Origin of the sequence: Rhodococcus sp. YL-1 (assembly GCF_001942025.1) — a bacterium.
In the GTDB taxonomy this organism is placed as follows: Bacteria; Actinomycetota; Actinomycetes; order Mycobacteriales; family Mycobacteriaceae; genus Rhodococcus_F; species Rhodococcus_F qingshengii.
In genome coordinates this window covers 884,518-910,826 of the sequence record NZ_CP017299.1, presented here as the reverse complement: position 1 = coordinate 910,826, position 26,309 = coordinate 884,518, and the positions used below count along the sequence as shown (strand labels likewise).

Sequence of the window (26,309 nt, the reverse complement as noted above, 5' to 3'; positions counted from 1 at the left end):
GTCCAGTGACCGAACAACCGAGAACCATCCCATCAGCCCTCATCCGGGCCGCCGAGGAGTTCGGTGAGCGCGCGGCTATCGCCGATGGCGACACCCGACTGACCTTCGCACAGCTACATCAGCGCGTCCGCGATTTCGCCGGCGCACTGATCAACCGTGGGGTGAAGGCAGGCGACCGCGTCGTCATCTGGGCGCCCAACACGTACCACTGGGTGATCGCCCTGCTCGGCGCTCAGTACGCCGGCGCAGCCATCATCCCGATCAACACGCGCTACACCGGCACCGAAGCACTCGACATCATCGAGCGCGTCGACGCAGCTGCCCTGGTGGTCGTCGGCACGTTCCTCAAGGCCGACCGGTACCAGCAGTTGCTCCACGCCAATCCGGACCTGAGGATCCCCACCGTCATCCAGGTACCGATCGACGGGGACGACGACCGTGACGGCGTCATCGAGTTCGAGGACTTCCTCGCGCTCGCCACCGACGCCGCCCGCACCGAAGCCGACGCGCGTGCTGCGAAGGTGCAGCCAGACGACGTCAGCGACATCCTCTTCACCTCCGGCACCACGGGGCGCAGCAAGGGCGCGATCACCGCGCATCGTCAGTCCATCGCTGTCGCCAAGTCGTGGGGTGAATGCGCCGAGGTCACCGCCGACGACAACTTCCTCATCATCAGCCCGTTCTTCCACACCTTCGGGTACAAGGCCGGAATCCTGGTCTGCCTGTTGAACGGTGCGACGATCGTGCCGGTGTCCGTCTTCAACATCGACGACACCCTCGCATTGGTCAGCAGCGAGAAGATCAGCATCCTGCCTGGCGCCCCGACGATCTACCAGACCATCCTCGATCATCCCCGCCGCAGCGAATACGACCTGTCCTCGCTCCGCATCGCGATCACGGGCGCAGCACCCGTGCCGGTTGCTCTCGTCGAGCGCATGCAAGCAGAGCTTTTCGACGCCGTCCTCACGGCATACGGTCTGACCGAGGCAGTGGTCGCGACCATGTGCCGCACCGACGACGACCCGGTCACCGTCTCCACCAGTTCCGGCCGCGCGACAGCCGATTTCGAGGTCAAGATCGGCGACCAGGGTGAGATCCTGCTTCGTGGACCGAACGTCATGCTCGGATACCTCGACGACCCCGAATCCACCGCCAAGGCAATCGACGCCGACGGCTGGCTGCACACCGGAGACGTCGGAACCCTCGACGAGCGTGGCTATCTCGACATCACCGACCGTCTGAAAGACATGTACGTCAGCGGCGGATTCAACGTCTACCCCGCCGAGATCGAGGGCATGTTGGCTCGCCTGCCCGGCGTCCACGAGTCTGCTGCCATCGGCATCCCCGATCACCGGATGGGAGAGGTGGGCCGCGTCTACATCGCCCAACTCGACGGTGCCGGCCTCACCGAAGAGTCGGTGATCGCTTTCCTCAAGGAGAAGATCGCAGGCTTCAAGGTGCCCCGCGAGGTGCGCTTCGTAGATCATCTGCCCCGTAACCCTTCGGGCAAGGTCCTCAAAACGGTTCTGCGCGAGGAACAATCATGACCGTTCCCTTCGAAGCCGACGTCGTGACCTACGAGGTTCGTGACTCGGTCGCCGTCGTGACCTTGAATCGACCCGACTACCGCAACGCCCAGAACTCGGTGGTCACGTACGCCCTCGACGCGGCATTCCAGCGCGCCGTCGAGGACGACGACGTGAAGGTGATCGTCCTGGCAGGCAACGGACCTCACTTCAGCGCCGGACACGACCTGGGAACTCCGGGACGCGACCATCACGTCGAGTACGAGAACAAGGCCACCATGTGGTGGGATCACGTCGACAAGCCAGGCGGTGACCAGCGTTTCGCCCGCGAGATGGAGGTCTACCTGGGCATGTGCCGCCGTTGGCGGGAGATCCCCAAGCCCACCATCGCGATGGTCCAAGGCGCCTGCATTGCCGGTGGGCTCATGCTCGCCTGGGTCTGCGACATGATCGTCGCGGCCGACGACGCCTTCTTCTCCGATCCCGTTGTCCGCATGGGCATCCCCGGCGTCGAATACTTCGCGCACCCGTGGATGGTCGGTTCACGATTCGCCAAGGAAATGCTCTTCACCGGCGATCGGTTCACCGCGCAACGTGCATACGAAATCGGCATGGTGAACCGCGTCGTCGCCCGCAAGCATCTCGAGAAGGAGACGTTCGAGCTCGCCGGACGTATCGCCGAGATGCCGCGCTTCGGACTGGCTTTGACCAAGAAGGCCGTCAATCAGTGCGAGGATCAGATGGGGATGCGCAACGGCATCGACTCCGTCTTCGGTCTGCATCACTTCGCTCACGCTCACAACGCCGAAGTCGGCAAAGACTCGCTTGGTGGTCTCGACGCCAAAGCTATGGCTGCCAGTGCTCGCGCACCGCAGGAAGGAACAAACTAGTGGATCTCGTATTCGACGACGCCACAACCGCATTCCGTGACGAGGTTCGCTCGTTCCTGGAAGCGAATGTGCCCGCGACTCCCCTGAAGTCGATGGATACCGCCGAAGGCTTCGAAGAGCACCGTCAGTGGGAGCACACTCTCGCCGACGCCGGCTACGCCGTCGTCTCCTGGCCCAAGGAACTCGGTGGACGCGATGCATCCCTGCTCGAGTGGGTCATCTTCGAGGAGGAGTACTACCGCTCGGGCGCGCCCGGCCGCGTAAGCCAGAACGGCATCTTCTTGTTGGCTCCCACACTGTTCGAGCATGCAAATGCCGAGCAGTTGGCTCGCATCATGCCGCGCATGGCTCGTGCCGACGACATCTGGGCCCAGGCTTGGTCGGAGCCCGAGTCCGGTTCCGACCTCGCAAGCCTGCGTTCGAGTGCGAAGAAGGTCGACGGCGGCTGGCTGCTCAACGGTCAGAAGACGTGGAGCTCGCGCGCCAGCTACGCCGACTGGGGCTTCGGCTTGTTCCGTTCCGATCCGGATGCGCAGCGCCACAAGGGCATCACGTATTTCATGTTCGACCTCCGGTCGAAGGGTGTCACCGTTCGCCCGATCGATCAGCTCGACGGTGAGCCCGGCTTCGCCGAGATCTTCCTCGAAGACGTCTTCGTTCCGGACGACCCGGCCAACCCAGGTGAGTCGGGTGTGATCGGAAACGTCAACGAAGGTTGGCGGGTCGCGATGAGCACCGCGAGCAACGAGCGTGGTCTCTCGCTGCGCAGCCCCGGCCGCTTTCTCGCCACCGTCGACCGCCTGCTCGAGCTGTACAAGTCCAGCGGACGCACCGACGACAGCGCTCTGCGCAACCAGGTCGCCGACGCCTGGATCGGCGCTCGCGCTTACCAACTCAACACATTCGGCACCGTCACCCGTCTGGCCGACGGTGGACAGCTCGGCGCCGAGTCCTCGATCAACAAGGTCTTCTGGTCCGAGTGGGATATCGCCACCCACGAGACTGCTCTCGAACTTCAGGGCCCTGAAGCCGAGTTGGCCGACAACTGGATGGACGGATACCTGTTCTCCCTGTCCGGCCCGATCTACGCAGGCACCAACGAGATTCAGAAAAACGTCATCGCTGAGCGTCTGCTCGGCCTACCGAAGGCGGACCGATGAGATTCGCGCTCGACTCCTCCCACCAGGACTTCGCTGCAAGCATCGATGCACTGCTGACCAAGTCCGACATGCCCGCCGTCATCCGTTCGTGGAACGACGGTGACACCGAGCCGGGCAAGAAGCTCTGGCAGCGCCTCGCCGAGACCGGCGTCAACGGTCTCGTCATCTCCGAAGAGCACGACGGACTCGGCGCCGACGCCGTCGACCTGGTCGTTGCGCTCGAACAGCTCGGTCGGCACGCAGTACCCGGACCGGTCGTCGAAACGATCGCCGTGGCGCCGACGCTCCTGGCTTCCGTTGCACCGGAACGTCTCTCTGCTCTCGCCGAGGGTTCGCTGGCAACTGTCGCAGCTCCCCCGCGCACACCGTTCGCGCTCGACGCCGATGCGGTGGATCTGGTTCTGCTCGCGCAGGACGGTGCCGTATCGCTCGGCGTCCCTGGCGAAGCCAAGGCATCGGTGGATCTCTCCCGCAAGCTCTACGAGGTTTCCGCCGGCGAATCGCTGGGCTCCGCCGACTTCTCGGCCGCCTTCGACATGGGCGCTCTTGCCACTGCCGCGCAGTTGCAGGGCCTGGGCCAGACACTGCTCGAGGTCACAACCGAATACGCGAAGCAGCGCAAGCAGTTCGGCAAGGTCATCGGACAGTTCCAGGCAATGAAGCACCACCTGGCCGAAGTTGCCGTCTCCCTCGAAATGGCTCGCCCCCTGCTCCACGGTGCCGCACTGTCGGTTCGCGATCAGTCGGCCGACGCCTCGCGTGACGTTTCTGCCGCCAAGGTCGCGTGCGGGGATGCTGCGTACAAGGCCGCCCGCGTCGGACTCCAGGTTCACGGCGCCATCGGCTACACGATGGAACACGATCTCTCCTTGTGGCTCACCAAGGTACGGGCGCTGCTCACCGCGTGGGGCACACCGTCCGAGCATCGCGCACGCGTCGTCGAAGCGCTGGTTGCATCATGAGCATCGAGACCGAAGACCAGGCAGCACTGCGCGCATCGGTACGCGATCTCCTGAGCAAGCATTCCGACTCCGCTGCCGTCCGCGCCGCCATCACCACAGAGATCGGCTACGACGCCGCTTTGTGGAGCAAGCTGTGCGAGCAGATCGGCATCGCCGCGTTGGCGATTCCGGAGGAGTTCGACGGCGTCGGAGCAGGTTTGGGCGAAGTACACGTGGTCCAGGAGGAATTGGGCCGCACGCTGACCCCGTCACCGATGCTGGGTTCGGCGATTCTTGCCGCACAGGCACTGCTGCTTTCCGGTGACAACGACGCATGCTCACGACTGCTGCCCGGTGTCGCGTCCGGCGAGAGCACGCTGGCCCTGTGCTGGGCAGGTGCCGCGGGTTGGAGCACCTTCGGCGTCGAGGCAACCGAAGACGCGTTGACCGGCACGGCGTCGTACGTCCTCGACGGACACGTCGCAGACACCCTGCTCGTTCTCACGGCCGACGGGTTCTACGAAGTGGATCCAGCGGCCGAGGGCGTCTCCCGCCGACGCGTCCCCACCATGGATCCGACGCGAACGCTGGCGGAGGTCACGTTCTCCGGTGTTCGTGGTCGGCCACTGGAGTGGTCCGAAGATCTGGTCGATCGGATCCGAACCGTCGTTCTGATCGCGTTGTCTGCTGAACAGGTCGGAGCGGCAGCAGCGATCGTCGAACAGACCGTGGAATACACCAAGTCGCGCAAGCAGTTCGGTCGCGCGATCGGTTCTTTCCAGGCCCTCAAGCATCGGATGGCCGACATGTACACGTTGGTCGAGACGGCGCGGTCGATGACGTACGCCGCCGTGGCGACGCAGTCGGCGGACGACGCGGCAGTGGCGAAGGTCTACTGCTCGGAAGCCTTGCAGCAGATCACCTCCGAAGCGGTTCAGTTGCACGGCGGAATCGCGATCACCTGGGAGCACGACGCTCAGCTGTACTTCAAGCGCGCACACGGCAGCGCTCAGCTTTTCGGTCAGCCGAGCACCTACCTGCCGAGCCTCGCGCAGGCAGCGGGCCTCTAGGAGACGTCGGTGCTTGTTCGCTCGGGATTGCGAGCGAACAAGCACCACTGGTGCCCAGTCAGTGGAATGCCCAGCAGATTAATAGCTCTGGATCGCGCAGAATCGGTCACCAGACAGCTGTCCATCCCACAGACCGGAGTTTTCTCGTGAATCGATTCGACGACAAGCGCGTCCTCATCAGCGGCGCAGGATCCGGAATCGGCCAGGCCACCGTTGCCCGCATCCTGGCAGAAGGTGGCACCGTCGTCGCCGCCGACATTTCCGAGACCGGCCTCGAACAGACGTTGAACGCCGCGAAGGACGCAGGCCACTCCGATCGCCTGACCACGGTGAAGGTCGACATCTCCAGCGAAGAGTCTGTTCGCGAACAGGTCGGCGCTGCGATCAAGGCACTGGGCGGCCTCGACGTGCTGGTCAACGCGGCGGGCATTCTGCGCTCCGCACACACCCACGAGATGACACTCGATTTCTGGAACACCGTCATCGGGGTCAATCTGACCGGAACTTTCCTCATGACGAGGGAGTCCCTGCCGTCACTGCTCGAAAGCGGGGCAGGCGTCGTGGTCAACTTCAGTTCCACGTCGGCCACCTTCGCCCACCCGTATATGACGGCATATGCAGCGTCGAAGGGCGGAATCCAATCCTTCACGCACGCTCTTGCACTCGAGTACAGCAAGCAGGGCCTGCGCGCCGTGGCCGTCGCACCCGGCAGCATCGCTTCGGGCATGACCTCCGATCCTGGATTCCCGGCCGACATCGACTTCACGCTGCTCGGCAAGCTGGCGCCGGCAATCGGTGAGGGTTTCGCTCCCCCGTCCGCGGTCGCCGGTGTGATCGCGATGCTCGCTTCCGAGGACGGCTCGTTTGTCACCGGAACGGAAATCCGCATCGACGGCGGCACGCATATGTGACCACTTGCTGTGCGCCTTTATTAACCCCCGGCGGTTAATAAAGGCGCACAGCAGCGAGGCGGCATACTTATCTCGTCGTCCGGAACCGGTCCGGCGGTACGACGTGCGGTGGGGAGCCAGCGGTGAGCGAGTCAACAGGCACTACGAACCTCGAGCCCGTGCTGATCAGTCCCGTCGTCGGCGGAATGATTCGCACGTGGTCCGAGGACGAGACCCGCTTGTGGAGCGTCGACGATCTCGCGGCGCTCGGCGCACTGTTGGGACGCGGTCTCGTAGCCCGTACGACCCTGCCGGACAACAAGTTCCGAGAGGTTGCGTTTCTGGATACCCAGACCCAGGCCCTCACTGTGCAGCCGCGCTTCGCTTCCCCGGACAGCACTGCACTTGCCGCACCGTTCAAGCTCACCGAGGCATCGGCCCCGACGGCCGACGCTTGGGAAGATCTCGAGTCGACCCTCGCGTCCATCGCGATCTCCGCTGCTGGACGCGGCGAATTCTGGCTCGCGGAACTCGGCGGGTGGGATTCCCCCCACGAGCCGAACTGCCTCTTCACGACCGTCGACGAATCGGGACTGGCCAACGCGGTCATGGAGGCCACCCCCGCGCCCGCCGGAACCGGCGTCTGGCCGGAGGTTCCGAGCGGACAAACCGGCGTTTCCGTTTCGGCACCAGCCTCACAGGACACCATCGAGGCTGCCGGAATCTTCGCGGTATCAGCGATCGAGACGTGGGGCGTCACACCGTGGGACATCAACCTCACTTTCGGCAAACTGGTCGATTTCGCCTGATCAGCGGCGCCGACACGCGGCGGTGAGTTGTACGTCTCCCCTCAGCCGACGGCTCACGGTTCGTCACAACACGCCCGATGGCGACGACATCGGGCCCCTCGGTGGGCATACTGAGGGAACTGGGGTTACTCCCGGTCACAAATACCCGTGGATCCGCGTCGGGGCGGGTGCGGTCCGACAACACGCGAGCAGCCACAGACACTGGCGGCTCCGAAAGGTTCAATCATGGCAACCGACCAATTACAGACGGTTGTATTGCACGGCGACCAGCTCAAGTACGTCGACCAAGGCAGTGGCCCCGTTGTGGTGCTCATTCACGGCCTACTGGGCGCGCACTCCAATTGGGAGCCGCAGATCGAGACGCTCTCGCGTCATTACCGCGTGATCGCCCCTGATCTCTTCGGACATGGTGCGTCGGACAAGCCTGCCGGCGACTATTCACTCAGTGCTCACGCCGCCACCGTTCGCGACCTCCTCGAAGCCCTCGATATTCCGTCGGCCACCCTCGTCGGTCACTCCCTCGGTGGTGGGATCGCGATGCAGACGCTGTACCTGTTCCCCGACCGGGTGGAGCGGCTGTGCCTGGTGGCCAGCGGCGGACTCGGCCCCGAGGTGAGCCCACTCCTGCGCGCGGCGACTCTGCCCGGCAGCGAACTGGTACTTCCCGTTCTCGCGTCCAGGACGCTGACCGACGTGACGGACAAAGCGCTCGGACTTTTCAACAAGATCGGCCTGTTCAAGCTCGGTGCCAGCGCGAGTGAGGCCCGTAAGAGCTTTGCTTCGGTATCGGACGCGTCGACACGTCAGGCATTTCTGGCGACCGCGCGATCGGTCATCAACTACAACGGCCAAACCGTCAATGCCACTCCGCATTTCGCCAACTTCAAGAACCTGCAGGCACTACTGGTGTGGGGCGAGGAAGACACCATCATCCCCAACGCCCACACCGAGAATGCTCGCGCCGAACTACCGCTGGGGCGGGTGGAGATCTTCAAGCGCGCCGGGCATTTCCCGCACCTTGACTATCCGGATCGCTTCGACCGCGTCTTCTCCGAATTCATGACGGACTGCGGAGTCGGTATCGGCACCGGACCCAAGGCCGTCAGCAGCTGAACTAGCTCCCCGCAACCAGCTCTTCGAGGTAGCTCGCCACCCCGTCCTCGTCGTTCGTGGGCAAAATTCGGTCGGCGAGCTCGATGACCTCGGCTCTGGCGTTGGCGGGCGCCAGAGCCGTTCCGGCCCAGGTCAGCATCGCAACGTCGTTGAAGGCGTCACCGGCCGCGGCAACTTCCGACGCGTCGATGCCGTCGATCGCGCACAACTGCGCGAGAGCGCTGGCCTTCGAGACGCCCGCTGCAGCCATTTCCATGTACGGAGCCCCGGAGTGGGTCAACTCCACACCCTCGATGCCCGCAGCGACCGCAGTTCGGTACAGGTCGGCGCTGGGAACCTCGGCATGCCGGGCCACGATCTTGACCATCGGCTCCACGTCCAGCGGCAGCGTATCGGCGAGCACCATCTCGTGCAGGTGCCGGTGATGGTCCGCGAACTCGCACAGAGCGGCATACTCCGGCTCGGCAAAGAACTGCGTGGGTCCGACGTTCGCGAACACGACGCCAGGAATCAGAGCACGAACCTGCTCCATAGCTGTTGCAGCCAAGGATATTTCGATCGAGACGGTATCGACGATCTCCGGCGTCCCGTCCGCCAGGTCGAGAATGACAGCTCCGTTGGCACATACAGCTTTACCGCGAAATCCGCACGAGCCTGCCAACGTGTGTACCGAATGCCGGGCGCGAGCCGTCGCCCACACAACTTCGATCCCCGCGAGCCGCGCGCTCTCCATGGCCTGCGCAGTGCGCGCCGAAATCGTTCGGTCGGAGCGCAGCAGGGTGCCGTCGAGGTCGGTTGCGAACATACGAATGCGGGTCACCAGACCATGATGGCAGTCCGTTCGCAGCCCTCACCAACTACATGACATGGACAGTTACTCTGTCAATTACCTGACTGGGTATCGAGAAGGTGCCGACGCATCTCGCCGAAGACCACACCCAACCGCTCGACATCCCGCGGGCTCAGCAGATCGAACATGCTCTCCCGTACTGCGGCTACATGCGCCGGGCTTGCCGACGCCAATTTCTCGGCACCCTGGTCGGTCAGCTCCGCATTAGCGCCCCTCTTGTCGTCGACACACTCGACCCTGCGCACCCAACCGGAACCGACCAGGCGATTGACGGCCCTGGTCACACCACTTCGGGTCGCCATCACAGCATCGGCGAGCTCACTCATGCGCAGCTGCCGGCCGGGCGCTTCGGATAGAGCAACCAACAGTTCGAAGTCCGTGAACGAAATGTCGGAGTCTCGCATCAATTGTTGGTCGAGCACACGCTGCAGCAGTCGCGTCGAGTCCAGATACGCCCGCCAGGCCGATTGCTCCGAGTCGGTCAACCACCGAACTGATTCCATGACACCAGCATATCCGAAGTAGTTGACAACGAAATCAAATGATCTATTCTCAATGTAGTTGATCAGTCAACTACCTGTTCGAAGAGAAGGTTCAACCGAGAGGCGGGCGCTATGAGCGACAACAACGCAGTGCAGTTCGAGGAACGCCGGGCCGAGATCAGGGATCGACATCTGCTCCCCGCCGACAAACGACCCGCATCGACCGCACGCGGCCTGCACCATACGGCCCTGATCAGCAGTGACGTCGAACGAACCGTGAAGTTCTACCAGGATCTCCTCGGATTCCCACTCACCGAGTTGATCGAGAACCGTGACTATCCCGGGTCGTCGCACTTCTTCTTCGACATCGGCAATGGCAACCTTCTGGCGTTCTTCGACTTCCCGGGTCTCGACGTGGGCCCGTACCAAGAAGTACTCGGCGGCCTCCACCACATCGCGATCAGCGTCGAACCCGCCAAGTGGGCGAAGCTACGTACCAGACTGACCGAGGCCGGCGTCGAACTGATCGAGCACAGTGAGGTTTCGCTGTACTTCCGCGATCCCGACGGCGCTCGACTCGAACTGATCGCAGACCCACTCGGTGAGATGTACGGCAATCACGTCCTCTGAAAACTTGCTCTCCCCCATACCATTCGGAAGGCACACCATGACCTCCACTCTGTCGCAGCCGAACCTCGATATCCGTCGATCCGGGGATCGTTTCAAGTCCAATGCCGGCTGGCTGGACTCGAAGCACTCGTTCTCGTTCAGCAATCACTACGACCCGAAGAACACTCACCACGGTCTTCTTCTGGTGAACAACGACGACATCGTCACGCCGGGAATGGGATTCGACACCCACCCGCACCAGGACATGGAGATCGTCACCTGGGTACTGAGAGGTTCTCTCGTACATCAGGATTCGATGGGGCATTCGGGCGTCATCTACCCCGGTCTCGCCCAGCGGATGAGCGCTGGAACGGGAATCCTGCATTCGGAGAAGAACGATTCGTGGCGACTCGGTGACGTGGCGGGTGCGCATTCCGACAAGCACAGCGACCCGGTTCACTTCATCCAGATGTGGGTCGTCCCCGACGAGGCCGGAATCACGCCCGGATACGAGCAGTTGGAGATCGACGCCGAATTGCTTGCCGGTGGACTGGTTCCCGTCGCGTCGGGCATGGACGCGTACGCCGATCACTCGGCAATCCGGATCAAGAACAAGTACGCCGCGATGCACGTTGCGCGTCTGCAACCCGGACAGCCCGTGACCCTGCCCGACGCACCGTTCCTGCACGTTTTTGTCGCCGACGGTCAGGCGGCCATGGAAGGCGTCGGAGTGCTCGAGCAAGGTGATGCGGTGCGCGTATCCGGCGGCGGAGGCCAGCAGGTCAGTTCCGATACCGGCGCCGAGGTCATCGTCTGGGAAATGCACGCCACCGTTTCGCAGGGATGACATGAAGTCTTTCTCGTACGACGCTTCACCGGCTCGAATTATGTTCGGCCAAGGGATGATCGGCTCAATTGCCGAAGAAGTCAGACGGCTCGGCCATAGCCGCGTGATGGTGCTGGCAAGCCGTCGGCTGGACGCAGTTGCCGCCGCTGTCACCGAATCTCTCGGCGACATGGCCGTCGCCCGCTTCGACGGCGCTGTGATGCATACTCCGATCGAAGTCACGACGGCCGCGCTGAAACTTGCCGAGAATCATCACGTCGACGCCGTCGTCGCGATCGGCGGCGGTTCGGCAACCGGGTTGTCCAAGGCACTGGCACTACGAGCGGGAGTCGATCAGATCATCGTTCCGACGACGTATGCGGGTTCAGAAGTCACTCCGGTGTTGGGTGAAACAGACAACGGACGCAAGACAACTCGCTCGTCGCCCGACATCAGACCCGAAACCGTCGTATACGATGTCGACCTCACTCTCGATCTGCCGCTGGACACCACGGTCACCAGTGCCGTCAACGCGATGGCGCATGCGGTTGAAGCGTTGTACTCCACCGAGTCCAACCCGATCACGGACTTGATGGCGATCGAGGCGATCTCCGGGATCGCCCGTGCGCTGCCGAGCATTGTCGATGATCCGAAAAATCTGGAAGGTAGGGCCGAACTACTGCAAGCAGCCTGGTTGGCCGGAACCTGCTTGGGCACGGTCGGTATGGGGCTTCATCACAAGTTGTGCCACACCCTCGGTGGCAGCTTCGGTTTGCCGCACGCTCCCACCCACGCCGTTGTCCTTCCCCAGGCAATGGCGTTCAACGCGCCTGGCGTCCCGGAAGTCATGTCGCGAATAGCGACTGCCTTGGGTGTATCCGACGCCGCCACCGGCGTTTTCGACCTCGTCACCTCGTGCGGCGGACCGACCTCCCTGAGAGAGGTGGGAATGAGTCACGATCAGATCGGCCGTGCAGTCGAACTCGCGAACGCCGCCGCTTATCCGAACCCGCGTGAGATCACCCCGGCAGGCCTGAGCGAACTCCTCGAGAACGCCTGGTCCGGGCGTCGACCCGCCATCAGGTGAGAACGAATCAGGCCGTACCGCCTCGCGGCCTGACATGTTCGAAGATCAGAATCGTCTCGGTCGCAGCAACCGCCGGATGCGCCGAGAGATTGTTGACGACGAAGTCACGCAACTGCGCCGAATCCGTCGTTGCGACGTGCAGCATGTAGTCGTCGACACCGGCCACGAAATACACGTTGAGCACGGAGTCCAGCTTGGCGAAGTCGTCACCGAGCCGGTTGAGATGCGACCGCGCGTTGGCCTGCAGTCGAACTGCGATCATCGCCTGCAGATCCATTCCGAGAGCGGCGGGGTCGATGTCCGCATGGAATCCCCTGATCACACCGTTGTCCACCAATGCGCGCACACGTCCGAGGCATGTCGACGGCGCAATTCCCGCGATCGCAGCCAGCCCATTGTTCGGAATCCTCGCGTCCTTCGCCAGCTCTTCGAGCAGAACCCGGTCGATCTCGTCCAACTTCATTGCTGCCCGAACATGCTTCGGCGAGGCAGCCGTCTGAATACCGATTTTTGAACTTTCACGCACCATGCATACAGCGTAGAGAATTATCTTCACTTCTCTTCACTATCTGGCGACGAAACTTCATGCTTGGCACCTGCCATTCGAAGAAACAACAGACTCAGTTCGGAGCCGTGTCATGAAGGTCGGAATCCCCCGCGAGATCAAAAACCACGAGTACCGCGTGGCCATCAGCCCAGCAGGCGTCCACGAACTGGTCGGCCGAGGGCACGAGGTCGTCATCGAAACGGGTGCAGGCGTCGGCTCCTCGTTTAGTGACGAGGATTTCAAGGCCGCGGGCGCGCAGATCCTCGGATCTGCCGAACAGGTCTGGACGGACGCAGATCTACTACTGAAGGTCAAAGAACCTATTGCAGAAGAGTATTCGCGACTCCGTAAGGATCAGGTGCTCTTCACCTACCTGCACCTGGCGGCGTCGAAGGAATGCACCGACGCGCTCCTGACGTCGAAGACCACCTCCATCGCCTACGAAACAGTTGTCGGTTCCGACGGTTCACTGCCCCTCCTCGCCCCGATGAGTGAAGTAGCCGGACGCCTGGCACCGCAGGCGGGCGCCTATCACTTGATGCGTCACGGCGGCGGACGCGGAGTTCTGATGGGCGGCGTCCCCGGAGTGCGCCCCGCCAAGGTCGTGGTGATCGGTGCGGGAGTCTCCGGCAAGAACGCCATCGCCGTGGCCTACGGCATGCAGGCCGACGTCACCGTTCTCGATCTGTCGATCGCGCGCCTGCGGGAAATCGACGAGCTCTACCACGGCCAGGTCAAGACCATCACGTCCAACAGCCTCGAACTCGAACAGGCAGTACTCGACGCCGACCTGGTCATCGGCGCAGTGCTGGTCCCCGGGGCGAAGGCGCCGACTCTCGTCTCCAACAGCCTGGTGGCGCGTATGAAGCCGGGTTCTGTCCTGGTCGACATCGCCATCGACCAGGGCGGCTGCTTCGAGGATTCACACGCGACCACGCACGCTGATCCGACGTACCAGGTTCACGGTTCGGTCTTCTACTGCGTTGCGAACATGCCCGGAGCGGTCCCCCGTACGTCCACCTACGCACTCACCAACGCGACGCTTCCGTACGTCGTCGCCTTGGCCGACAAGGGGTGGAAGGACGCGGTCGCGACAGTTCCCGGCCTGGGGTCAGGTCTGAGCACACACGACGGCCTGCTCCTGTCCGACAGTGTTGCAGCGGCGCATGGGTACTCGGCTACCACTCTCTGACCCAGGCAGCTCTGACCCAGGCAGCTCTGACCCAGGCAAGGACAGCTCGAGATCGCTAGCCTTGATACATGAGCATTCCTGACATCACGCTGAATTCCGGAACCACGATCCCGCAACTCGGCCTCGGAGTCTGGCAGGCCACCAACGACGAAACCGAGCATGCAGTACGGTTCGCACTCGACGAGGCCGGCTACCGGCACATCGACACCGCTGCCGCCTACGGAAACGAAGAGGGCGTCGGACGAGGTATCGCCAACTCGTCCGTCGCGCGAGAGGACATCTTCCTCACCACGAAGCTGTGGAATGCGGATCAGGGCTACGAGCCGACGTTGAAGGCTTTCGACACCAGCATCGACAAGCTGGGCGTCGACTACGTCGATCTCTACCTCATCCACTGGCCTCTGCAGGACAACGACCGACTCCTCCGCACGTGGGACGCACTCGAAAAGATCGCGGAATCGGGCCGCGCCAAGGCAATCGGGGTGTGCAACTTCGAGCCGCATCATCTGCAGCTTCTCGTCGAACGCGGTGGATTGTTGCCCGCAGTCGATCAGGTGGAACTGCACCCGCACCTCACGCAGCACGCCATTCGCGACAAGGCCGCCGAGCACGGGATCAAGGTCGAATCGTGGAGCCCACTCGGCGGTACCAGTAACGCAGGTTGGGGTAAGGCGTCCAAGCCCAACACCCTGCTCACCGACCCGATCATCACTCGAATCGGTGACCGCCACAGCAAGACTGCCGCGCAGGTCCTGATCCGTTGGCACCTTCAGAACGGCCTGATCGTCATCCCGAAATCCGTACACGATGCTCGAATCGCTCAGAATATCGACGTATTCGACTTCGAACTCACCGATCTCGACCTGAGCGAAATCGATACGCTCGACGACGGTACCCGCGTCGGCGCGCATCCCGATGAACTCAACATCGGTGCACCGAACTGATCAAGCCGCTCGTTTGGTGGGGCGAAGCGCATCGAATCCGTTTCGCCTCACCATCGTTCCGAGGGTCTTCCACCACGGCCGAGCCGGATCCGGCTCGCTTCCGTCGCCCATCCGGTGCAGCTGATCGGTATGCCACTGCAGGTCGAGTGCACCGTCGAGTATCGAGATGTCGGCAACCTTCCCCAACAACTTCCGCGCTCCGAACTCAACAGTCGGCACGGTCAATCGTTCCCGATCCGATTCCAGGAGAACGGTTGCCGCGTCGGGGATCGTGATCGTCGGCCGGCCGAGGCCGATCACGTCGCACGCGCCGGAAGCCAGTGCCTCGACCATCGCCGATCGCGAGCGGAAGCCGCCGGTGACCGCCAAGGGAATGTCGCCGGCAATCGCTCGGACTGTCTCGGCGTACTCGAGGAAATATGCCTCTCGATCGCGAGTGCTCTGCTTCTGCGCTTTACCCATCATGGCCGGCGATTCATAACTGCCACCGCTGATCTCGATGAGATCCACCGACTCTTCGGTCAACGCGCGCACTACTTCTCGCGACTCGTCTTCCGAGAATCCACCTCGTTGGAAATCAGCCGAGTTGAGCTTGACCGAGACCGCGAATCCCGGAGCAACGGCAGAGCGTATGCGCCGAACGATCTCGATCAGAAAGCGTCGTCGACGCTCAGGATCTCCACCCCACTCGTCCGTCCGCTGATTGGACAAGGGCGAAAGGAACTGCGCAACAAGATAACCGTGCGCTGCGTGTATCTGCACGCCCCCGAAGCCGGAGGACTCGGCGACGCGAGCGGTTTCCGCGAACTTGTCGATGATCTCGTCGATCTCAGCGGTCGAGAGTTCTCGCGGCGTCGCCATTCCCGGAATCTTCAGCGCGATCGCGCTCGGGGCGACCGGTCTACCTCTGCTGGCAATCGGGTTGGATTGCCGCCCTGGGTGGTTCAGCTGCATCCAGATCTCGGCGCCGCCGTTCTTGGCGGTCTTGGCCCAGGCAGTCAGTGCTTCGGCATCACGATCGTCGTCGACGACGACATTGCCCGGTTCGGCGATCTGCGATCGATCGACCATGACATTGCCGGTGATCAGCAAACCGAACCCGCCACTGCCCCAACGACCGTACAGCGTTTCCAAGCGAGTGGACGGTCCATGAGTGCGGTCACCCAGAGCCTCGCTGAGCGCAGCTTTCATCGTGCGATTCCGCAGGATCTGCCCGCAGGGCAAAGTCAATGATTCTCCGAGTGTGGTCATGGATGCCTCTCGTATGAAGGGAAGAAAGTCAATGGCGTGGCGCAGAACCGAAGTGCCGCTTGGTATCGCGCACGAAGCTCGAGAAGATCAGCGAGTTGACCGGTAGCCCGCCGCGCACCGCGAGCGACAGCTTCGGACGCGGCGAGAATGCAAAATTCCACTGCAGTCTCGAACCCACTGCGAGCTCGTCGACGCGGTAGTCCTCCGCGAAGGATTGGAACAGCGGAACATTGGACTGTTCGACGTAAAACGAGTGCCGACGCGTTTCGTCGTCCCAGGTGATGAACTTTTCGCGCATCTGCATCGCACCGCCGCCCACCTCCGCGATTCGGCGCGTGCCGACGCCGTAGGGGCGCGGCGAGGTGTAGTGCACTTTTGTGAGCAGTCGGCACCACGACAAAGGCTCGTCGGCGGTCAGACCGGCCCAGACGGCGTCAGGTTCGGCGGCGAGATCGATCGAGTACGTGAAGATATGCGGTGCCGTGTCGAAGAAATCGACACCGACCGGTTCGAGGTCGAACCAATGTGTCATCGCCTACTCCTGCCCAATTAGCCGTTACATGAAGTTACAGATACTTGACGATCGAAGTCAACCCCCGAAGGCTCAGCGGGACCAAGCCTCAGAACGAGAGAGCCCCTGCAGTGAAGCGATGACCTGTTCGAGCGGCTCGATACTTCGAGTCGTCTGGCACACCGCCACTGCACCTTCGACCGACGTGATCGTCAGGTTTGCCATCGATTTTGCCTGCACTGCAGGATAACCCGCAGTTTCGAGTTGCGATTCGATCAACTTCTGCCATCCCAGCATGACCTCAGCCGACACTTCCGCGACTTCTGGCTCACTGGCACGCGCCAACCCGCCGGCAATCACCGGGCAGCCGATCGCGAAGTCCGAGCGTGTGAGATTGAGTCGCCAGATGTCTCCGACCGCTTCGATCACGTCGGCCGTGGAACCGGTAGCCGCAGCCGAGCTGATCCGTCTGGTGATGATCGCACCGGCCGCGCGCACGGCTTCGACCATCAACTCGGTCTTACCGCCAGGAAAGTGGTGGTAGATCGACCCACGGGGTGCGCCGCTGTGCTTGATGACGTCGCTGAAGGACGTCGCGTCGACACCGTTGCGGCTGATCAGTTCAACCGCACTGCGAATCATGCGATCACGTGAGCTCAGCTCTGCCATGTCACAGATCCTTCGGCCGTCGGTACACCTGTCGACTCATACGCTACGTTATGTATGACGACCTACATAGTGATGGGATGAAACAATGAGTGACGAGACAACCGCGACCGTCGATCCGGCGCAGATGACAGGCCTCGAACTTCTCCGCTGGATGGGAACGCAGGTCAACGACCGACCCAGCATCGGACGCCTCCTCGGCATGGAGATGCGCGAGGTCAACGAAGGATCCGTGAGCTTCGCCCTGACCCCGCGCGCCGATTTCAGCAACCCGCTCGGCACTGTGCACGGCGGCATCTGCGCAACGCTGCTCGACTCGGTCATGGGCTGCGCGGTACACACGATGCTTCCGGCCGGCGTCGGCTACACGACCCTCGAACTCAAGCTCAACTACATCCGCACGGTGCCTCTCGACGGTGACGAACTGACAGCCCACGGCAGCGTCATTCACGTGGGCGGGCGTACCGCGACGGCAGAGGGCAAGGTCTTGGACAAGAACGGCAAGTTGGTGGCGCACGGAACTACGACGTGCATGATTTTCCGCTGAGCCGACGGAGGATGGCGAGAATGTAGTCGCGCCCGACGTGAGCAGGGTGCGAGTACCGATGTACGATCGGCTCGTGACCCTGCTCACTGCGCACCTCTGGTGGCCCGACCGCTGACGGTCAGCCGCAACTGCGTGCTGCCCGGACCGACATCGGGTGGTCCAGCAGGCTCCTCTCCAGGATCCCCGATCCGGCAAATGCCGTACGCGTCGTCGCTACGACCGCCAAGATCAGGTACCGAATCCACGAAGGAGAGTTAGTTGACCACCACCCCACTCAACCGTTCGCTCGAGCCTTTGGGCGTCTCCATCCCGTCAAAAGTGCCGACGCACTGGTACAACCTGGCGGCTGACCTCCCCGAGCCCGTTCCCCCGCACCTGCATCCGGGCACTCGTGAGCCGCTCGGCCCCGAGGACTTGGCGCCGCTGTTCCCGATGAACCTCATCGCGCAGGAAGTCGCAACCGAGCGCTACATCGAGATCCCGGAGACGGTTCGCGAGATCTACGGCATGTGGAGGCCCTCTCCCCTGTTCCGCGCGCATCGACTCGAGCGCGCTCTCGGCACACCTGCCCGCATCTACTACAAGTACGAAGGCGTGAGCCCGGTCGGTTCACACAAGCCGAATACTGCTGTCGCGCAGGCTTACTACAACGCAATCGAGGGAACCACCAAGCTCACCACCGAAACCGGTGCGGGACAGTGGGGTGCGTCGCTGTCGTTCGCGGGCGCGCTGCTCGGACTCGACGTCGAGGTATGGCAGGTTCGCTCGTCCTTCGATTCGAAGCCGTACCGACGCATCCAGATGGAGGCGTACGGCGGAATCTGTCACCCGTCGCCTTCGGACCTGACGGAAGCCGGACGCGCACTGTTGAAGTCGCATCCCGACACCACCGGCTCGCTCGGTATGGCCATCAGTGAGGCCGTCGAGGTCGCTGCGCAGGATCCGAACACGCACTACTCACTCGGTAGCGTGCTGAACCACGTCATGCTGCACCAGACCGTGATCGGTCAGGAAGCAATGGTCCAGCTCGAAGAAGCCGGCGACGCCGTCCCCGACACCGTGTTCGGTTGCGCCGGCGGCGGTTCCAACCTCGCCGGACTCACCTTCCCGTTCCTGGGACGAAACCTTCGCGAAGGCACCAAGACTCGTCTGGTCGCCTGCGAGCCGTCGGCATGCCCGTCCCTCACCCAGGGCGAGTACCGCTACGACTTCGGTGACGTCGCCGGCCTGACACCGCTGCTCAAGATGCACACTCTGGGTAAGGATTTCGTACCGCCGGCCATCCATGCCGGTGGCCTCCGCTACCACGGCATGTCGCCGATGGTCTCGCACGCGGTCAACCTCGGACTCATGGATGCAATTGCCGTCGATCAGGACGACGCACTCCAGGCAGGTCTGATTTTCGCCCGCGCCGAAGGAATCATCCCGGCTCCGGAATCAACCCACGCGGTTGCCGGCGCTATCGCTCACGCCCGTGCCGTCACCGAACCCGAGGTGATCGTGATCGGGCTGTCCGGCAACGGTCAGTTGGATCTTCCGGCGTACTCGCCTTACGTCTGACGCCGTCGGTGTGGTGGTCTCGTGCGTACGAGGCCACCACACTTCGTCACACCGAGCACGTGGGCTCGATCTCGCGATCGACATCGTGCCGGCCGTCCGCGAAACGAACCGATCAGTTTGATCGATCGGTTACGGTCTTTCGATGCAGCTTCGGTTGAAGGAACATCGGAAACTGGTCGCACTCGGACTGGCATTGCTCGTGGCGATCGCGTTCATCGTCGTATCGGTAATCTCCGACTCCAGTGATGCGGCATGGCCGAAGCAGAAGACAGGCGGTCCGATCGTCGAGCAAGGCGTTGTCGACGTAGACCTCTCCGATCCTCCGCAACAAGCCTGGGAACTCGATGTCCGAGCGCTCACGGACAACCCCGGGGACGTGCTGCTGTCGATGCCTTCCACGCTCGATAGCTACTACGGCTACGGCAACACGTACCAAGTCGGTGACGTGCTGGTGGCCGCGACTGCTTATCCGCTTCCCAAGACCGACGAGTCTTCGTCGAGTCAGGGAGTCGGTGCCGTCACACTCGTCGGGGTGAATCCCGACGACGGAAGTCCGCTGTGGAAAACGCGAATCGGCGGAGTCATCGGCCAGTGCAGTCAGCAGAACGAATCCACGATCATCGCGTGCTGGGGCGATCGACGGATGATCTTTGTCGATACCGCGACCGGAACTCTGATGTCCGACCTCGGAACCGACTTCGATCTCAATGGCGCCACCATCGCCGGAGACACCGTGTACACGTCCGGCGAAAGGATGGACGGAACGGTTCGAACACGAATTCTTGCCAGCGGCACCACAACCAATTTGACGGCCAACTTCGTGCGTACCTTCGAACCAAGTGAGAAGTTCGGGGCCGTCTACACGGTCCCTCACACCGACACTGTCATTGCGATGGAACAGGGCGATGGCGGGGACCCACAGTACCGCTATCGAATCTACGATCTGGATTCCGGCGCCGAACGATTCCGATTCGAGGGTGATTCGCTTGTCCCGGCCGGGAATGGATTGTTCCTCACCAGTGTCGGCGGCCGGTCAGGTTATGTAGGAACCCAAAACCTCTTGGCTTCAGATGGATCCACGATTCGTGCGATACCGATTCCCTCGTACTCATCGTCGTCCTACCCGAGTAAGCCCTCGACGGCGGTGCCGATGTTTCTCGGCGACGGCGCCTACGATCCGGAGTCGGGTGACGAACTTTGGCGCAGTTCACAAATCGTCAACACCGCGACGGCCGGGACGGGAAGCGCCATCGCCGCGGTGGTAGGAAAAACAATCCTGGTCACGTCTCCCGAGACTCGCACAATCTCGGGTCTCGACATCGAGAGTGGCCGACAGTTGTGGCAAACGCCCTGGCAAGACGCGTACTGGGTTCGCAGCGGGGTAACCGATGGCGACCACTTCGTCTTCAGCGACTACACCGGCATGCACGCGATCCGGGCTCGCGACGGAAAGATGACGTGGTCGGTTCCCCTTCCCCCAGAAGTTGATCCACGCGGAGTCGTCGTCTCGAATGCCGGCAAAAACGTGTCGTTCTCCTGGCAGAACCATTTCACCGTTTGGCGTTAGGCCGGCAACATCACCGATACCGTGTCGTACTGACCAGCCAGTTCAGCAGCAAGCAAATGGCTAGACGTGCAGCATCAATGGCCACAATCCAGTCTGGCGCGTTTGTTCAATTTCGGGGGAACGATCTCGAACAACTGCATGTATCTCCGCGACTCCAATTTCGGAAAGATCAGACCAGACCTGCAGTGAAGGGGTGCGTAAAAATCGCACCGACTCAGGTATCTGATCCAATCCAACCATAAAGGGAGCCAACGGGATGGTCGCGAAATCCCCAATTTGCAGTCGGCAACAAATAGTCCAGTTTGCGCGCAAACATCTGCGTACCGGGGGACCGAACTCAGACCAAATTCGTCGTCATTTCGGTTTGCAAAAACGCGCGTTCTTCACGCAGCTCGACACCCATCTGGACGATTCTGCACTTTCAATGCCCGAAAAAGTTGCGCTCCGCCGCATCTGCCGACAGGAGGATAGAAGGTGCCCGATCAAACGTATGTACGTCTCAGCAGGTCAAGCCAACCCACCCCGGCCGATGTACGACGCGCTTCCTTTCCCACCCCAGAACCATCATGCTTGACGATCGAAAGCCGCCGACTACGTTGAGCCGCTGGATTCTTCCGCAGTCCCCTCTTCTCGGATCGGGATCATCGGAGATCCAACAACCGCGCGACTTTCAGGCTCAAATGCAAGGCCAACCGGTCGTCGCCGTTTGCCAAGTCTGCTCGTGTTATCTCCTGAATTCGCCGCAAACGATAGTACAAGCTCCCTCGATGCACACAGAGCGCCTCTGACGTTCGCTTTACGTCACCGGCATTGTCCAAAAAGCTCTCCAGCGTCGCGAGAAGAGCCTCACTTTTCGAGTCCTCATGGCTGAGCAAGGACTGCAAACCTGAGTGAATACTGTTCTCGAGTCGATCCTCCGACAGTTCGGCCAGAAGTCCGTAGACGCCGAGATCCCGATAACGCACAACATTTCCGAGCACCTTGACGACCTGGGCCACATCTGCGGAACGTCTGGACTCTTCGTAGGATTCGCGCACATCTGCAACCGAGGTTCGCGGTTCACCGATACCGACCCAACATTCGATGTTCTGGCGCCCACTTTCAGACAAGACTCGCTCCCGGGCTGCCACGATCAGCGAGTCCAGATGGGTTTGAGTCGAGCGTTCGGCCACCGATACGATCAACAGACTGTGGTCGGGGCGGTCGAGTTGGATTGCACTGTTCCGCGGGAGCCTCCGTCGAAGCTGATCGACGCCGACGGCAACACTCAGACGATCTCTTTCGGTCAATGTCGACCGGTCCACGGGACGAAGCAACATAGTGACCGCGACTGCTGGACCCGCAGCCATCAAGCCCTCCTCGGCCAATCTGTTTGCCGCGTCCTCGCGCAGCGACCGCTCGCCCGACAGGACGTCTCGAGTAAGTTCCCGCTCCCGACTTCGGGACAACTCGTCCAGCAACTGTTCGCGGTGGAGGATCATCGCTGCCGCATCAGCCGTGCGCCTCAAGACCTCGGCTTGATCCTCGTCAACTTCGCCCTCTGAAGTCAACAGCCAGACGAAGCCCAGCAGCGCATTACGGTACCGGATCGGCATCCCGACCCGGCCAAGGGTCAGCCCTAGTTCTTCGTTGACGGGAACAGTGAAGAGATCGAGGGCTTCACGGCCTCCACTCGCGTAGATGAAGTCTACGATCTCGCGTGAAACATTCCGCTGTAGAACGGAATTCATTCTGACTGAATCGACGGCACTGTCATGCGAGTTGTACGCGAGCAGACGAATCTGTGCATCATCGATCGCAACGGAACGGTCCAGTCGGCGCCCGGTAGTGTCCACCAAATGCTGTAGTTCTCCGACCATGGTCGAACTGTACGAGCCCCCTCTCCGGTTTGCAACATATGCCCAAATTTCTACGTAGAAAACTGAACACATGACAGTGATGCAACTAACTTTTGCACCATAGGCTCGCTTCATGCCAAGCACCCGAGACCCGTGACATCTTCACTCGGTCCGCAAACCGGCAGACGTGGCAGCGACGAGATCTGTTGCAGCCGTGGGATTTGCGTAATGGGGAGCGAGGCCGGCCGGCACGATCTCCCTCAGACGAAGTCGCCTCCGACCCGAAATCGACAAACGACCTTCGGTCGCCAGTTCAACATCGAATCCCACCGACCTCTTTCAATGTCGAATACCTCGAATGACATCGGTGACCGTGATATCGCAAAGCCGTTGCCATTCAGCATATCCCGAGAGGAATCATCATGACCGGCACAGCAAACGCTCCTGCAGGGCATCAAACCGAGACTCCACCTGGACGTCGATCGGCGCGCCGTAGGGCCCTGATCGCCGGGGCGACAGGCAACATCGTCGAATGGTTCGATTTCACGATCTACGGCTTCACTGCCGCAGTTCTCGCGACAGTGTTCTTCCCTCCGGAGTTCGGCAGTGGCGCACTGCTTGCCACCTTCGCTCTTTACGGAGTCGCCTTCTTGGCCAGACCTGCCGGCGGCATATTCTTCGGACGGCTTGGTGACCGCCTCGGCCGACGGAGGTCACTGTCCCTGGCAATTACGCTCATGGGCTGCTCGACGGCGGCAATCGGTCTCCTACCGACGTACGCTTCGATCGGTGTTGCCGCACCGCTGTTGCTGCTGCTGTGCCGATTGGTTCAAGGATTCTCGGCCGGGGGCGAATACACCGGAGCTGCCACCTTCGTCGTCGAGCATGCGCCGTCCCACCGCCGAGGCTTGTACGCAGGGATAATCAGCTCTTCGTCATTTGTCGGCAGCATCTTGGCCACGGTCACAGTCTTGTCATTCAGCTCGGTCGGCGCTGAGCACTTCGCCGACGGAGGATGGCGTTGGCCGTTCATCATCGGAGGCGTTGTCGCCATGGTGGGCCTGTTCATGAGGCTTGCCGTCGAGGAGACTCCGGCGTTCAAGGAAATGCAAGAAAACGATTCCCTTCCAACCCGCCCACTCGCAGATCTGTTCCGCAATCACTGGCGGACTCTGCTCACGTCCTTCGTGTACTTCGCCTCGCTCGGTGTCGTTACTCATATGCTGCTCGGCTACATGCCGACATTTCTGGTTCTCTCAGCCGATGTTCCGAGCACGGTTGCACTGCTGATGACAACCGGCGCTTTGGTTCTCGCAGTACCGCTGTTCATCTTCTTCGGCGCCACAGTCGACCGAATCGGCCGGAGGCCACTCGTCAGAATCGGCATGGTGATGTCAGTTTTCGTCTCGGTGCCCAGCTACATGCTCATCGGTACCGGAAACATTTTCGCGATTGCCGTTGCACTGGCTTCTCTGGTCCTCGCGCTTTCCTTACTCGCGTCCGCTTTGCTCGTAATTCTCGAAATGATGCCGACGCATGCGCGATTCACCGGCACGGCAATCCCCTACAACATCGCATATGCACTTTTTGCAGGGACCGCTCCTCTGGTGTGCGCAGCACTGGTCAACGCCACTGGAAGCGATCTGTCGCCTGCCTTCTATGCGACCGCCATCGCTTTGATCGCGCTTCCCATTCTGTGGCGAGGGATTCCGGAAACGAAAAACTGGTCTGCCACGCAGGGCAGCCCGACGAAACATTTCTGACAACGGACGCGCCACGGCTGTAATTTTTTGCGCAGCTGTCGATAGCGTTCCGATGGCCGCCACGAGAGAGTTGAGGACGACGAACACCTCTGGACTTTCAGGTGCCAAATTCATTAAGACAGAGCCGAATCCGAGAAGTCGGGATGAAGCTCTCCAGAGGAAGTCGACGGCGTCGGAATTACCAGAACCCAAGCTTGCCGGATCGAACAGCTGTGCTTTCGATCCGGCGAAGCCATCAGTAGAAAGAGAGGCCGAAAGTGCCTACCGACAAGACCGATGCAGTTGTGGTCGGAGCTGGAGTGATCGGCAGCTCCATCGCCTACGAACTGGCCGCTCGAGGTTACGAAGTCCTGGTCATCGACAAGTCTGGTGGTCCGGGCTACGGCTCGACCAGTGCATCCAGTGCGGTTATCCGGTTCAACTACTCCACATTCGACGGTATGGCTGCGGCTTGGGAGTCGCTGCATTGCTGGCAAAACTGGAACGAGCATCTCAACGCGACAGTCGACGGCGCGCTTGCGAAGTTTCGGCAATGCGGAATGGCACTGCTCGACGTCGACGTCGCACCCCACGCGCGCACGATCGGATTATTCGAGAAGATAGGAATCGATTACCAGCTCTGGGACGCAACGACACTCGTCGAGAAGATTCCCGGTATCGACGCCGGCAAATACTATCCTCCGAAGCCAGTCGACTCGGAGTCCTTCTTCGCAGATGCCGAAACCACGCTCGGCGCGCTGTACACACCTCAGGCGGGGTTCGTCGACGACCCGCAACTGGCTGCCGCGAATCTTGCTGCGGCAGCACGTTCGCACGGTGCGGTTTTCGCATACAACACGCGTGTAGTGGCAGTCGAGCAGTTGCCTGACGGCATCTGGCAGCTAGGGCTCGACGACGGGGAAAGTGTGAAATCCAAGATTGTCGTCAATGCCGCCGGCCCCTGGTCAGGAGCGTTCAACAAGCTGTCGAACGTCGGGGCCGACTTCAAGGTTTCGGTTCGGCCCTTGCGCCAGGAAGTTCATCACGTCACCGCACCCACTGGCTACAACGACGACGAGATCCTCGGCCCGATGATCGCCGATTTGGATCTCGGAACCTACATGCGAGCCGAACCTGGAAACGGTTTCCTTGTCGGCGGAACCGAACCGGATTGCGATCCGCGCGAGTGGATCGACGATCCTGATACCGCCAACCCGAATCGCACTGTTGCCCGGTTCGAAGCGCAGGTTTTCCGCGCCGCCAGGCGTTTCCCCACCCTGGAGGTCCCGTCACAACCGAAAGGTATTGCCGGCGTGTACGACGCAGCATCCGACTGGACCCCGATCTATGACAAGACAGACAGGCAAGGTTTCTACGTCGCCATGGGCACCAGCGGGAACCAATTCAAGAATGCCCCTATCGCTGGGCGCCTCATGTCCAGGATCATCGACCAGGTGGAAGCTGGACACGATCACGACGCTGATCCCCTGACCTATGTCGGGATGCACACCGGGCTCGAAATCGACCTCGGCGCATTCTCCCGCCTTCGGGCACCCAATGCCGAGTCGACCGGGACCGTCATGGGTTAGAAGTGTTGTCCGGCTTGGAGAATCGATAGCCGCGACAACTGAATAGACACGGCTGTGGGTGTCCACCACGTGGTGGACACCCACAGCCGACTTCTCCTTCAA

General features: G+C 61.7%; 25 protein-coding genes. 18 read left to right on the top strand and 7 right to left on the bottom strand.

The genetic code is table 11. The annotated features are described in order from the left end of the window. Window positions 1–5: 5 nt before the first annotated feature. The 8 genes from BH682_RS04280 to BH682_RS04245 all read left to right on the top strand — a co-directional run bounded on the left by BH682_RS04280 (window position 6) and on the right by BH682_RS04245 (window position 8,399). Window positions 6–1,547 (top strand): FadD3 family acyl-CoA ligase, encoded by a 1,542-nt coding sequence (locus tag BH682_RS04280; protein WP_075832200.1) that lies wholly within the window; start codon window positions 6–8, stop codon window positions 1,545–1,547. Then, window positions 1,544–2,416, top strand: coding sequence for an enoyl-CoA hydratase (locus BH682_RS04275; RefSeq protein WP_054188068.1), 873 nt, complete (start codon window positions 1,544–1,546; stop codon window positions 2,414–2,416). The genes BH682_RS04280 and BH682_RS04275 overlap by 4 nt, the downstream gene beginning before the upstream one ends. Then, window positions 2,416–3,576: an acyl-CoA dehydrogenase family protein gene (locus tag BH682_RS04270; RefSeq protein ID WP_007734181.1), complete on the top strand. Its 1,161-nt coding sequence runs from the start codon at window positions 2,416–2,418 to the stop codon at window positions 3,574–3,576. The genes BH682_RS04275 and BH682_RS04270 overlap by 1 nt, the downstream gene beginning before the upstream one ends. Next, window positions 3,573–4,538 carry an acyl-CoA dehydrogenase family protein gene (locus tag BH682_RS04265; protein WP_075832198.1) on the top strand — a complete coding sequence of 322 codons (966 nt, stop codon included), beginning with the start codon at window positions 3,573–3,575 and terminating at the stop codon, window positions 4,536–4,538. Before BH682_RS04270 ends, BH682_RS04265 begins: the two co-directional genes overlap by 4 nt. Further along, a complete protein-coding gene (locus BH682_RS04260) occupies window positions 4,535–5,587 on the top strand; it encodes an acyl-CoA dehydrogenase family protein (protein ID WP_075832196.1) in 1,053 nt (350 codons plus the stop codon). The genes BH682_RS04265 and BH682_RS04260 overlap by 4 nt, the downstream gene beginning before the upstream one ends. A gap of 146 nt (window positions 5,588–5,733) precedes the next feature. Next, window positions 5,734–6,498, top strand: coding sequence for an SDR family NAD(P)-dependent oxidoreductase (locus tag BH682_RS04255; protein ID WP_075832194.1), 765 nt, complete (start codon window positions 5,734–5,736; stop codon window positions 6,496–6,498). Between the two features lie 122 nt (window positions 6,499–6,620). Next, window positions 6,621–7,286: a hypothetical protein gene (locus BH682_RS04250; RefSeq protein WP_075832192.1), complete on the top strand. Its 666-nt coding sequence runs from the start codon at window positions 6,621–6,623 to the stop codon at window positions 7,284–7,286. Between the two features lie 225 nt (window positions 7,287–7,511). Continuing rightward, window positions 7,512–8,399 carry an alpha/beta fold hydrolase gene (locus BH682_RS04245; RefSeq protein ID WP_003945464.1) on the top strand — a complete coding sequence of 296 codons (888 nt, stop codon included), beginning with the start codon at window positions 7,512–7,514 and terminating at the stop codon, window positions 8,397–8,399. Window position 8,400: 1 nt separating this feature from the next. Here BH682_RS04245 and BH682_RS04240 read toward each other — a convergent pair whose 3' ends face one another. Together BH682_RS04240 and BH682_RS04235 are read right to left on the bottom strand one after the other, a co-directional pair. Continuing rightward, window positions 8,401–9,219 (bottom strand): Cof-type HAD-IIB family hydrolase, encoded by an 819-nt coding sequence (locus BH682_RS04240; RefSeq protein WP_075832190.1) that lies wholly within the window; start codon window positions 9,217–9,219, stop codon window positions 8,401–8,403. 62 nt (window positions 9,220–9,281) lie between these two features. Then, window positions 9,282–9,752: a MarR family winged helix-turn-helix transcriptional regulator gene (locus tag BH682_RS04235; protein WP_003945828.1), complete on the bottom strand. Its 471-nt coding sequence runs from the start codon at window positions 9,750–9,752 to the stop codon at window positions 9,282–9,284. Window positions 9,753–9,863: 111 nt separating this feature from the next. On the opposite strand from BH682_RS04235, the gene BH682_RS04230 reads away from it, so the two are divergent. The 3 genes from BH682_RS04230 to BH682_RS04220 are packed head-to-tail and all read left to right on the top strand — an operon-like array spanning window position 9,864 to window position 12,253. Beyond that, window positions 9,864–10,361, top strand: coding sequence for a VOC family protein (locus tag BH682_RS04230; RefSeq protein WP_007734170.1), 498 nt, complete (start codon window positions 9,864–9,866; stop codon window positions 10,359–10,361). A 37-nt stretch (window positions 10,362–10,398) separates the two neighbouring features. After that, on the top strand, window positions 10,399–11,187 hold the full coding sequence (locus BH682_RS04225) for a pirin family protein (RefSeq protein WP_075832188.1): 789 nt from the start codon (window positions 10,399–10,401) through the stop codon (window positions 11,185–11,187). A gap of 1 nt (window position 11,188) precedes the next feature. Further along, window positions 11,189–12,253, top strand: coding sequence for a maleylacetate reductase (locus BH682_RS04220; RefSeq protein WP_075832186.1), 1,065 nt, complete (start codon window positions 11,189–11,191; stop codon window positions 12,251–12,253). Between the two features lie 7 nt (window positions 12,254–12,260). Here BH682_RS04220 and BH682_RS04215 read toward each other — a convergent pair whose 3' ends face one another. Further along, a complete protein-coding gene (locus BH682_RS04215; RefSeq protein ID WP_075835142.1) occupies window positions 12,261–12,782 on the bottom strand; it encodes an Lrp/AsnC family transcriptional regulator in 522 nt (173 codons plus the stop codon). Between the two features lie 109 nt (window positions 12,783–12,891). Here BH682_RS04215 and ald point away from each other — a divergent pair, with 109 nt between their 5' ends. Continuing rightward, window positions 12,892–13,992 carry an alanine dehydrogenase gene (gene ald, locus BH682_RS04210; RefSeq protein WP_075832184.1) on the top strand — a complete coding sequence of 367 codons (1,101 nt, stop codon included), beginning with the start codon at window positions 12,892–12,894 and terminating at the stop codon, window positions 13,990–13,992. 68 nt (window positions 13,993–14,060) lie between these two features. After that, entirely contained in the window at window positions 14,061–14,936 is an 876-nt protein-coding gene (locus BH682_RS04205) for an aldo/keto reductase (protein ID WP_075832182.1), read from the top strand. Here BH682_RS04205 and BH682_RS04200 read toward each other — a convergent pair whose 3' ends face one another. The 3 genes from BH682_RS04200 to BH682_RS04190 form a co-directional block, all read right to left on the bottom strand. Further along, entirely contained in the window at window positions 14,937–16,187 is a 1,251-nt protein-coding gene (locus BH682_RS04200) for an NADH:flavin oxidoreductase/NADH oxidase family protein (RefSeq protein WP_075832180.1), read from the bottom strand. Window positions 16,188–16,215: 28 nt separating this feature from the next. Then, on the bottom strand, window positions 16,216–16,719 hold the full coding sequence (locus tag BH682_RS04195; RefSeq protein ID WP_019746932.1) for an SRPBCC family protein: 504 nt from the start codon (window positions 16,717–16,719) through the stop codon (window positions 16,216–16,218). A gap of 72 nt (window positions 16,720–16,791) precedes the next feature. Continuing rightward, window positions 16,792–17,367, bottom strand: a complete 576-nt coding sequence (locus BH682_RS04190; protein WP_007734151.1) for a TetR/AcrR family transcriptional regulator — start codon at window positions 17,365–17,367, stop codon at window positions 16,792–16,794. A gap of 85 nt (window positions 17,368–17,452) precedes the next feature. On the opposite strand from BH682_RS04190, the gene BH682_RS04185 reads away from it, so the two are divergent. The 3 genes from BH682_RS04185 (at window position 17,453) to BH682_RS04175 (ending at window position 21,038) form a co-directional block, all read left to right on the top strand. Beyond that, entirely contained in the window at window positions 17,453–17,911 is a 459-nt protein-coding gene (locus BH682_RS04185) for a PaaI family thioesterase (protein WP_003945940.1), read from the top strand. Between the two features lie 258 nt (window positions 17,912–18,169). After that, the gene (locus BH682_RS04180; protein ID WP_003945451.1) at window positions 18,170–19,471 is read left to right on the top strand and encodes a TrpB-like pyridoxal phosphate-dependent enzyme; all 1,302 of its coding nucleotides are present in this window, start codon (window positions 18,170–18,172) and stop codon (window positions 19,469–19,471) included. Window positions 19,472–19,613: 142 nt separating this feature from the next. After that, complete coding sequence (locus BH682_RS04175) at window positions 19,614–21,038, top strand: outer membrane protein assembly factor BamB family protein (RefSeq protein WP_075832178.1); 1,425 nt, start codon at window positions 19,614–19,616, stop codon at window positions 21,036–21,038. Between the two features lie 641 nt (window positions 21,039–21,679). On the opposite strand, the gene BH682_RS04170 is transcribed toward BH682_RS04175, so the two are convergent. Then, a complete protein-coding gene (locus BH682_RS04170) occupies window positions 21,680–22,897 on the bottom strand; it encodes a PucR family transcriptional regulator (RefSeq protein WP_075832176.1) in 1,218 nt (405 codons plus the stop codon). Between the two features lie 401 nt (window positions 22,898–23,298). On the opposite strand from BH682_RS04170, the gene BH682_RS04165 reads away from it, so the two are divergent. Next, the gene (locus BH682_RS04165) at window positions 23,299–24,639 is read left to right on the top strand and encodes an MFS transporter (RefSeq protein ID WP_058039219.1); all 1,341 of its coding nucleotides are present in this window, start codon (window positions 23,299–23,301) and stop codon (window positions 24,637–24,639) included. Between the two features lie 257 nt (window positions 24,640–24,896). Beyond that, a complete protein-coding gene (locus tag BH682_RS04160) occupies window positions 24,897–26,207 on the top strand; it encodes an NAD(P)/FAD-dependent oxidoreductase (RefSeq protein WP_075832174.1) in 1,311 nt (436 codons plus the stop codon). The last annotated feature ends 102 nt before the right edge of the window (window positions 26,208–26,309 follow it).

What these genes read in the sequence shown, in the direction of transcription:
- BH682_RS04275 (WP_054188068.1), top strand. Translation starts at nt 1,544, where the DNA reads ATGACCGTTCCCTTCGAAGCCGACGTCGTGACCTACGAGGTTCGTGAC.
- BH682_RS04265 (WP_075832198.1), top strand. Translation starts at nt 3,573, where the DNA reads ATGAGATTCGCGCTCGACTCCTCCCACCAGGACTTCGCTGCAAGCATC.
- BH682_RS04260 (WP_075832196.1), top strand. Translation starts at nt 4,535, where the DNA reads ATGAGCATCGAGACCGAAGACCAGGCAGCACTGCGCGCATCGGTACGC.
- BH682_RS04245 (WP_003945464.1), top strand. Translation starts at nt 7,512, where the DNA reads ATGGCAACCGACCAATTACAGACGGTTGTATTGCACGGCGACCAGCTC.
- BH682_RS04235 (WP_003945828.1), bottom strand. Translation starts at nt 9,752, where the DNA reads ATGGAATCAGTTCGGTGGTTGACCGACTCGGAGCAATCGGCCTGGCGG.
- BH682_RS04230 (WP_007734170.1), top strand. Translation starts at nt 9,864, where the DNA reads ATGAGCGACAACAACGCAGTGCAGTTCGAGGAACGCCGGGCCGAGATC.
- BH682_RS04225 (WP_075832188.1), top strand. Translation starts at nt 10,399, where the DNA reads ATGACCTCCACTCTGTCGCAGCCGAACCTCGATATCCGTCGATCCGGG.
- BH682_RS04220 (WP_075832186.1), top strand. Translation starts at nt 11,189, where the DNA reads ATGAAGTCTTTCTCGTACGACGCTTCACCGGCTCGAATTATGTTCGGC.
- BH682_RS04215 (WP_075835142.1), bottom strand. Translation starts at nt 12,782, where the DNA reads ATGGTGCGTGAAAGTTCAAAAATCGGTATTCAGACGGCTGCCTCGCCG.
- ald (WP_075832184.1), top strand. Translation starts at nt 12,892, where the DNA reads ATGAAGGTCGGAATCCCCCGCGAGATCAAAAACCACGAGTACCGCGTG.
- BH682_RS04205 (WP_075832182.1), top strand. Translation starts at nt 14,061, where the DNA reads ATGAGCATTCCTGACATCACGCTGAATTCCGGAACCACGATCCCGCAA.
- BH682_RS04200 (WP_075832180.1), bottom strand. Translation starts at nt 16,187, where the DNA reads ATGACCACACTCGGAGAATCATTGACTTTGCCCTGCGGGCAGATCCTG.
- BH682_RS04195 (WP_019746932.1), bottom strand. Translation starts at nt 16,719, where the DNA reads ATGACACATTGGTTCGACCTCGAACCGGTCGGTGTCGATTTCTTCGAC.
- BH682_RS04190 (WP_007734151.1), bottom strand. Translation starts at nt 17,367, where the DNA reads ATGGCAGAGCTGAGCTCACGTGATCGCATGATTCGCAGTGCGGTTGAA.
- BH682_RS04185 (WP_003945940.1), top strand. Translation starts at nt 17,453, where the DNA reads ATGAGTGACGAGACAACCGCGACCGTCGATCCGGCGCAGATGACAGGC.
- BH682_RS04175 (WP_075832178.1), top strand. Translation starts at nt 19,614, where the DNA reads ATGCAGCTTCGGTTGAAGGAACATCGGAAACTGGTCGCACTCGGACTG.
- BH682_RS04170 (WP_075832176.1), bottom strand. Translation starts at nt 22,897, where the DNA reads ATGGTCGGAGAACTACAGCATTTGGTGGACACTACCGGGCGCCGACTG.
- BH682_RS04165 (WP_058039219.1), top strand. Translation starts at nt 23,299, where the DNA reads ATGACCGGCACAGCAAACGCTCCTGCAGGGCATCAAACCGAGACTCCA.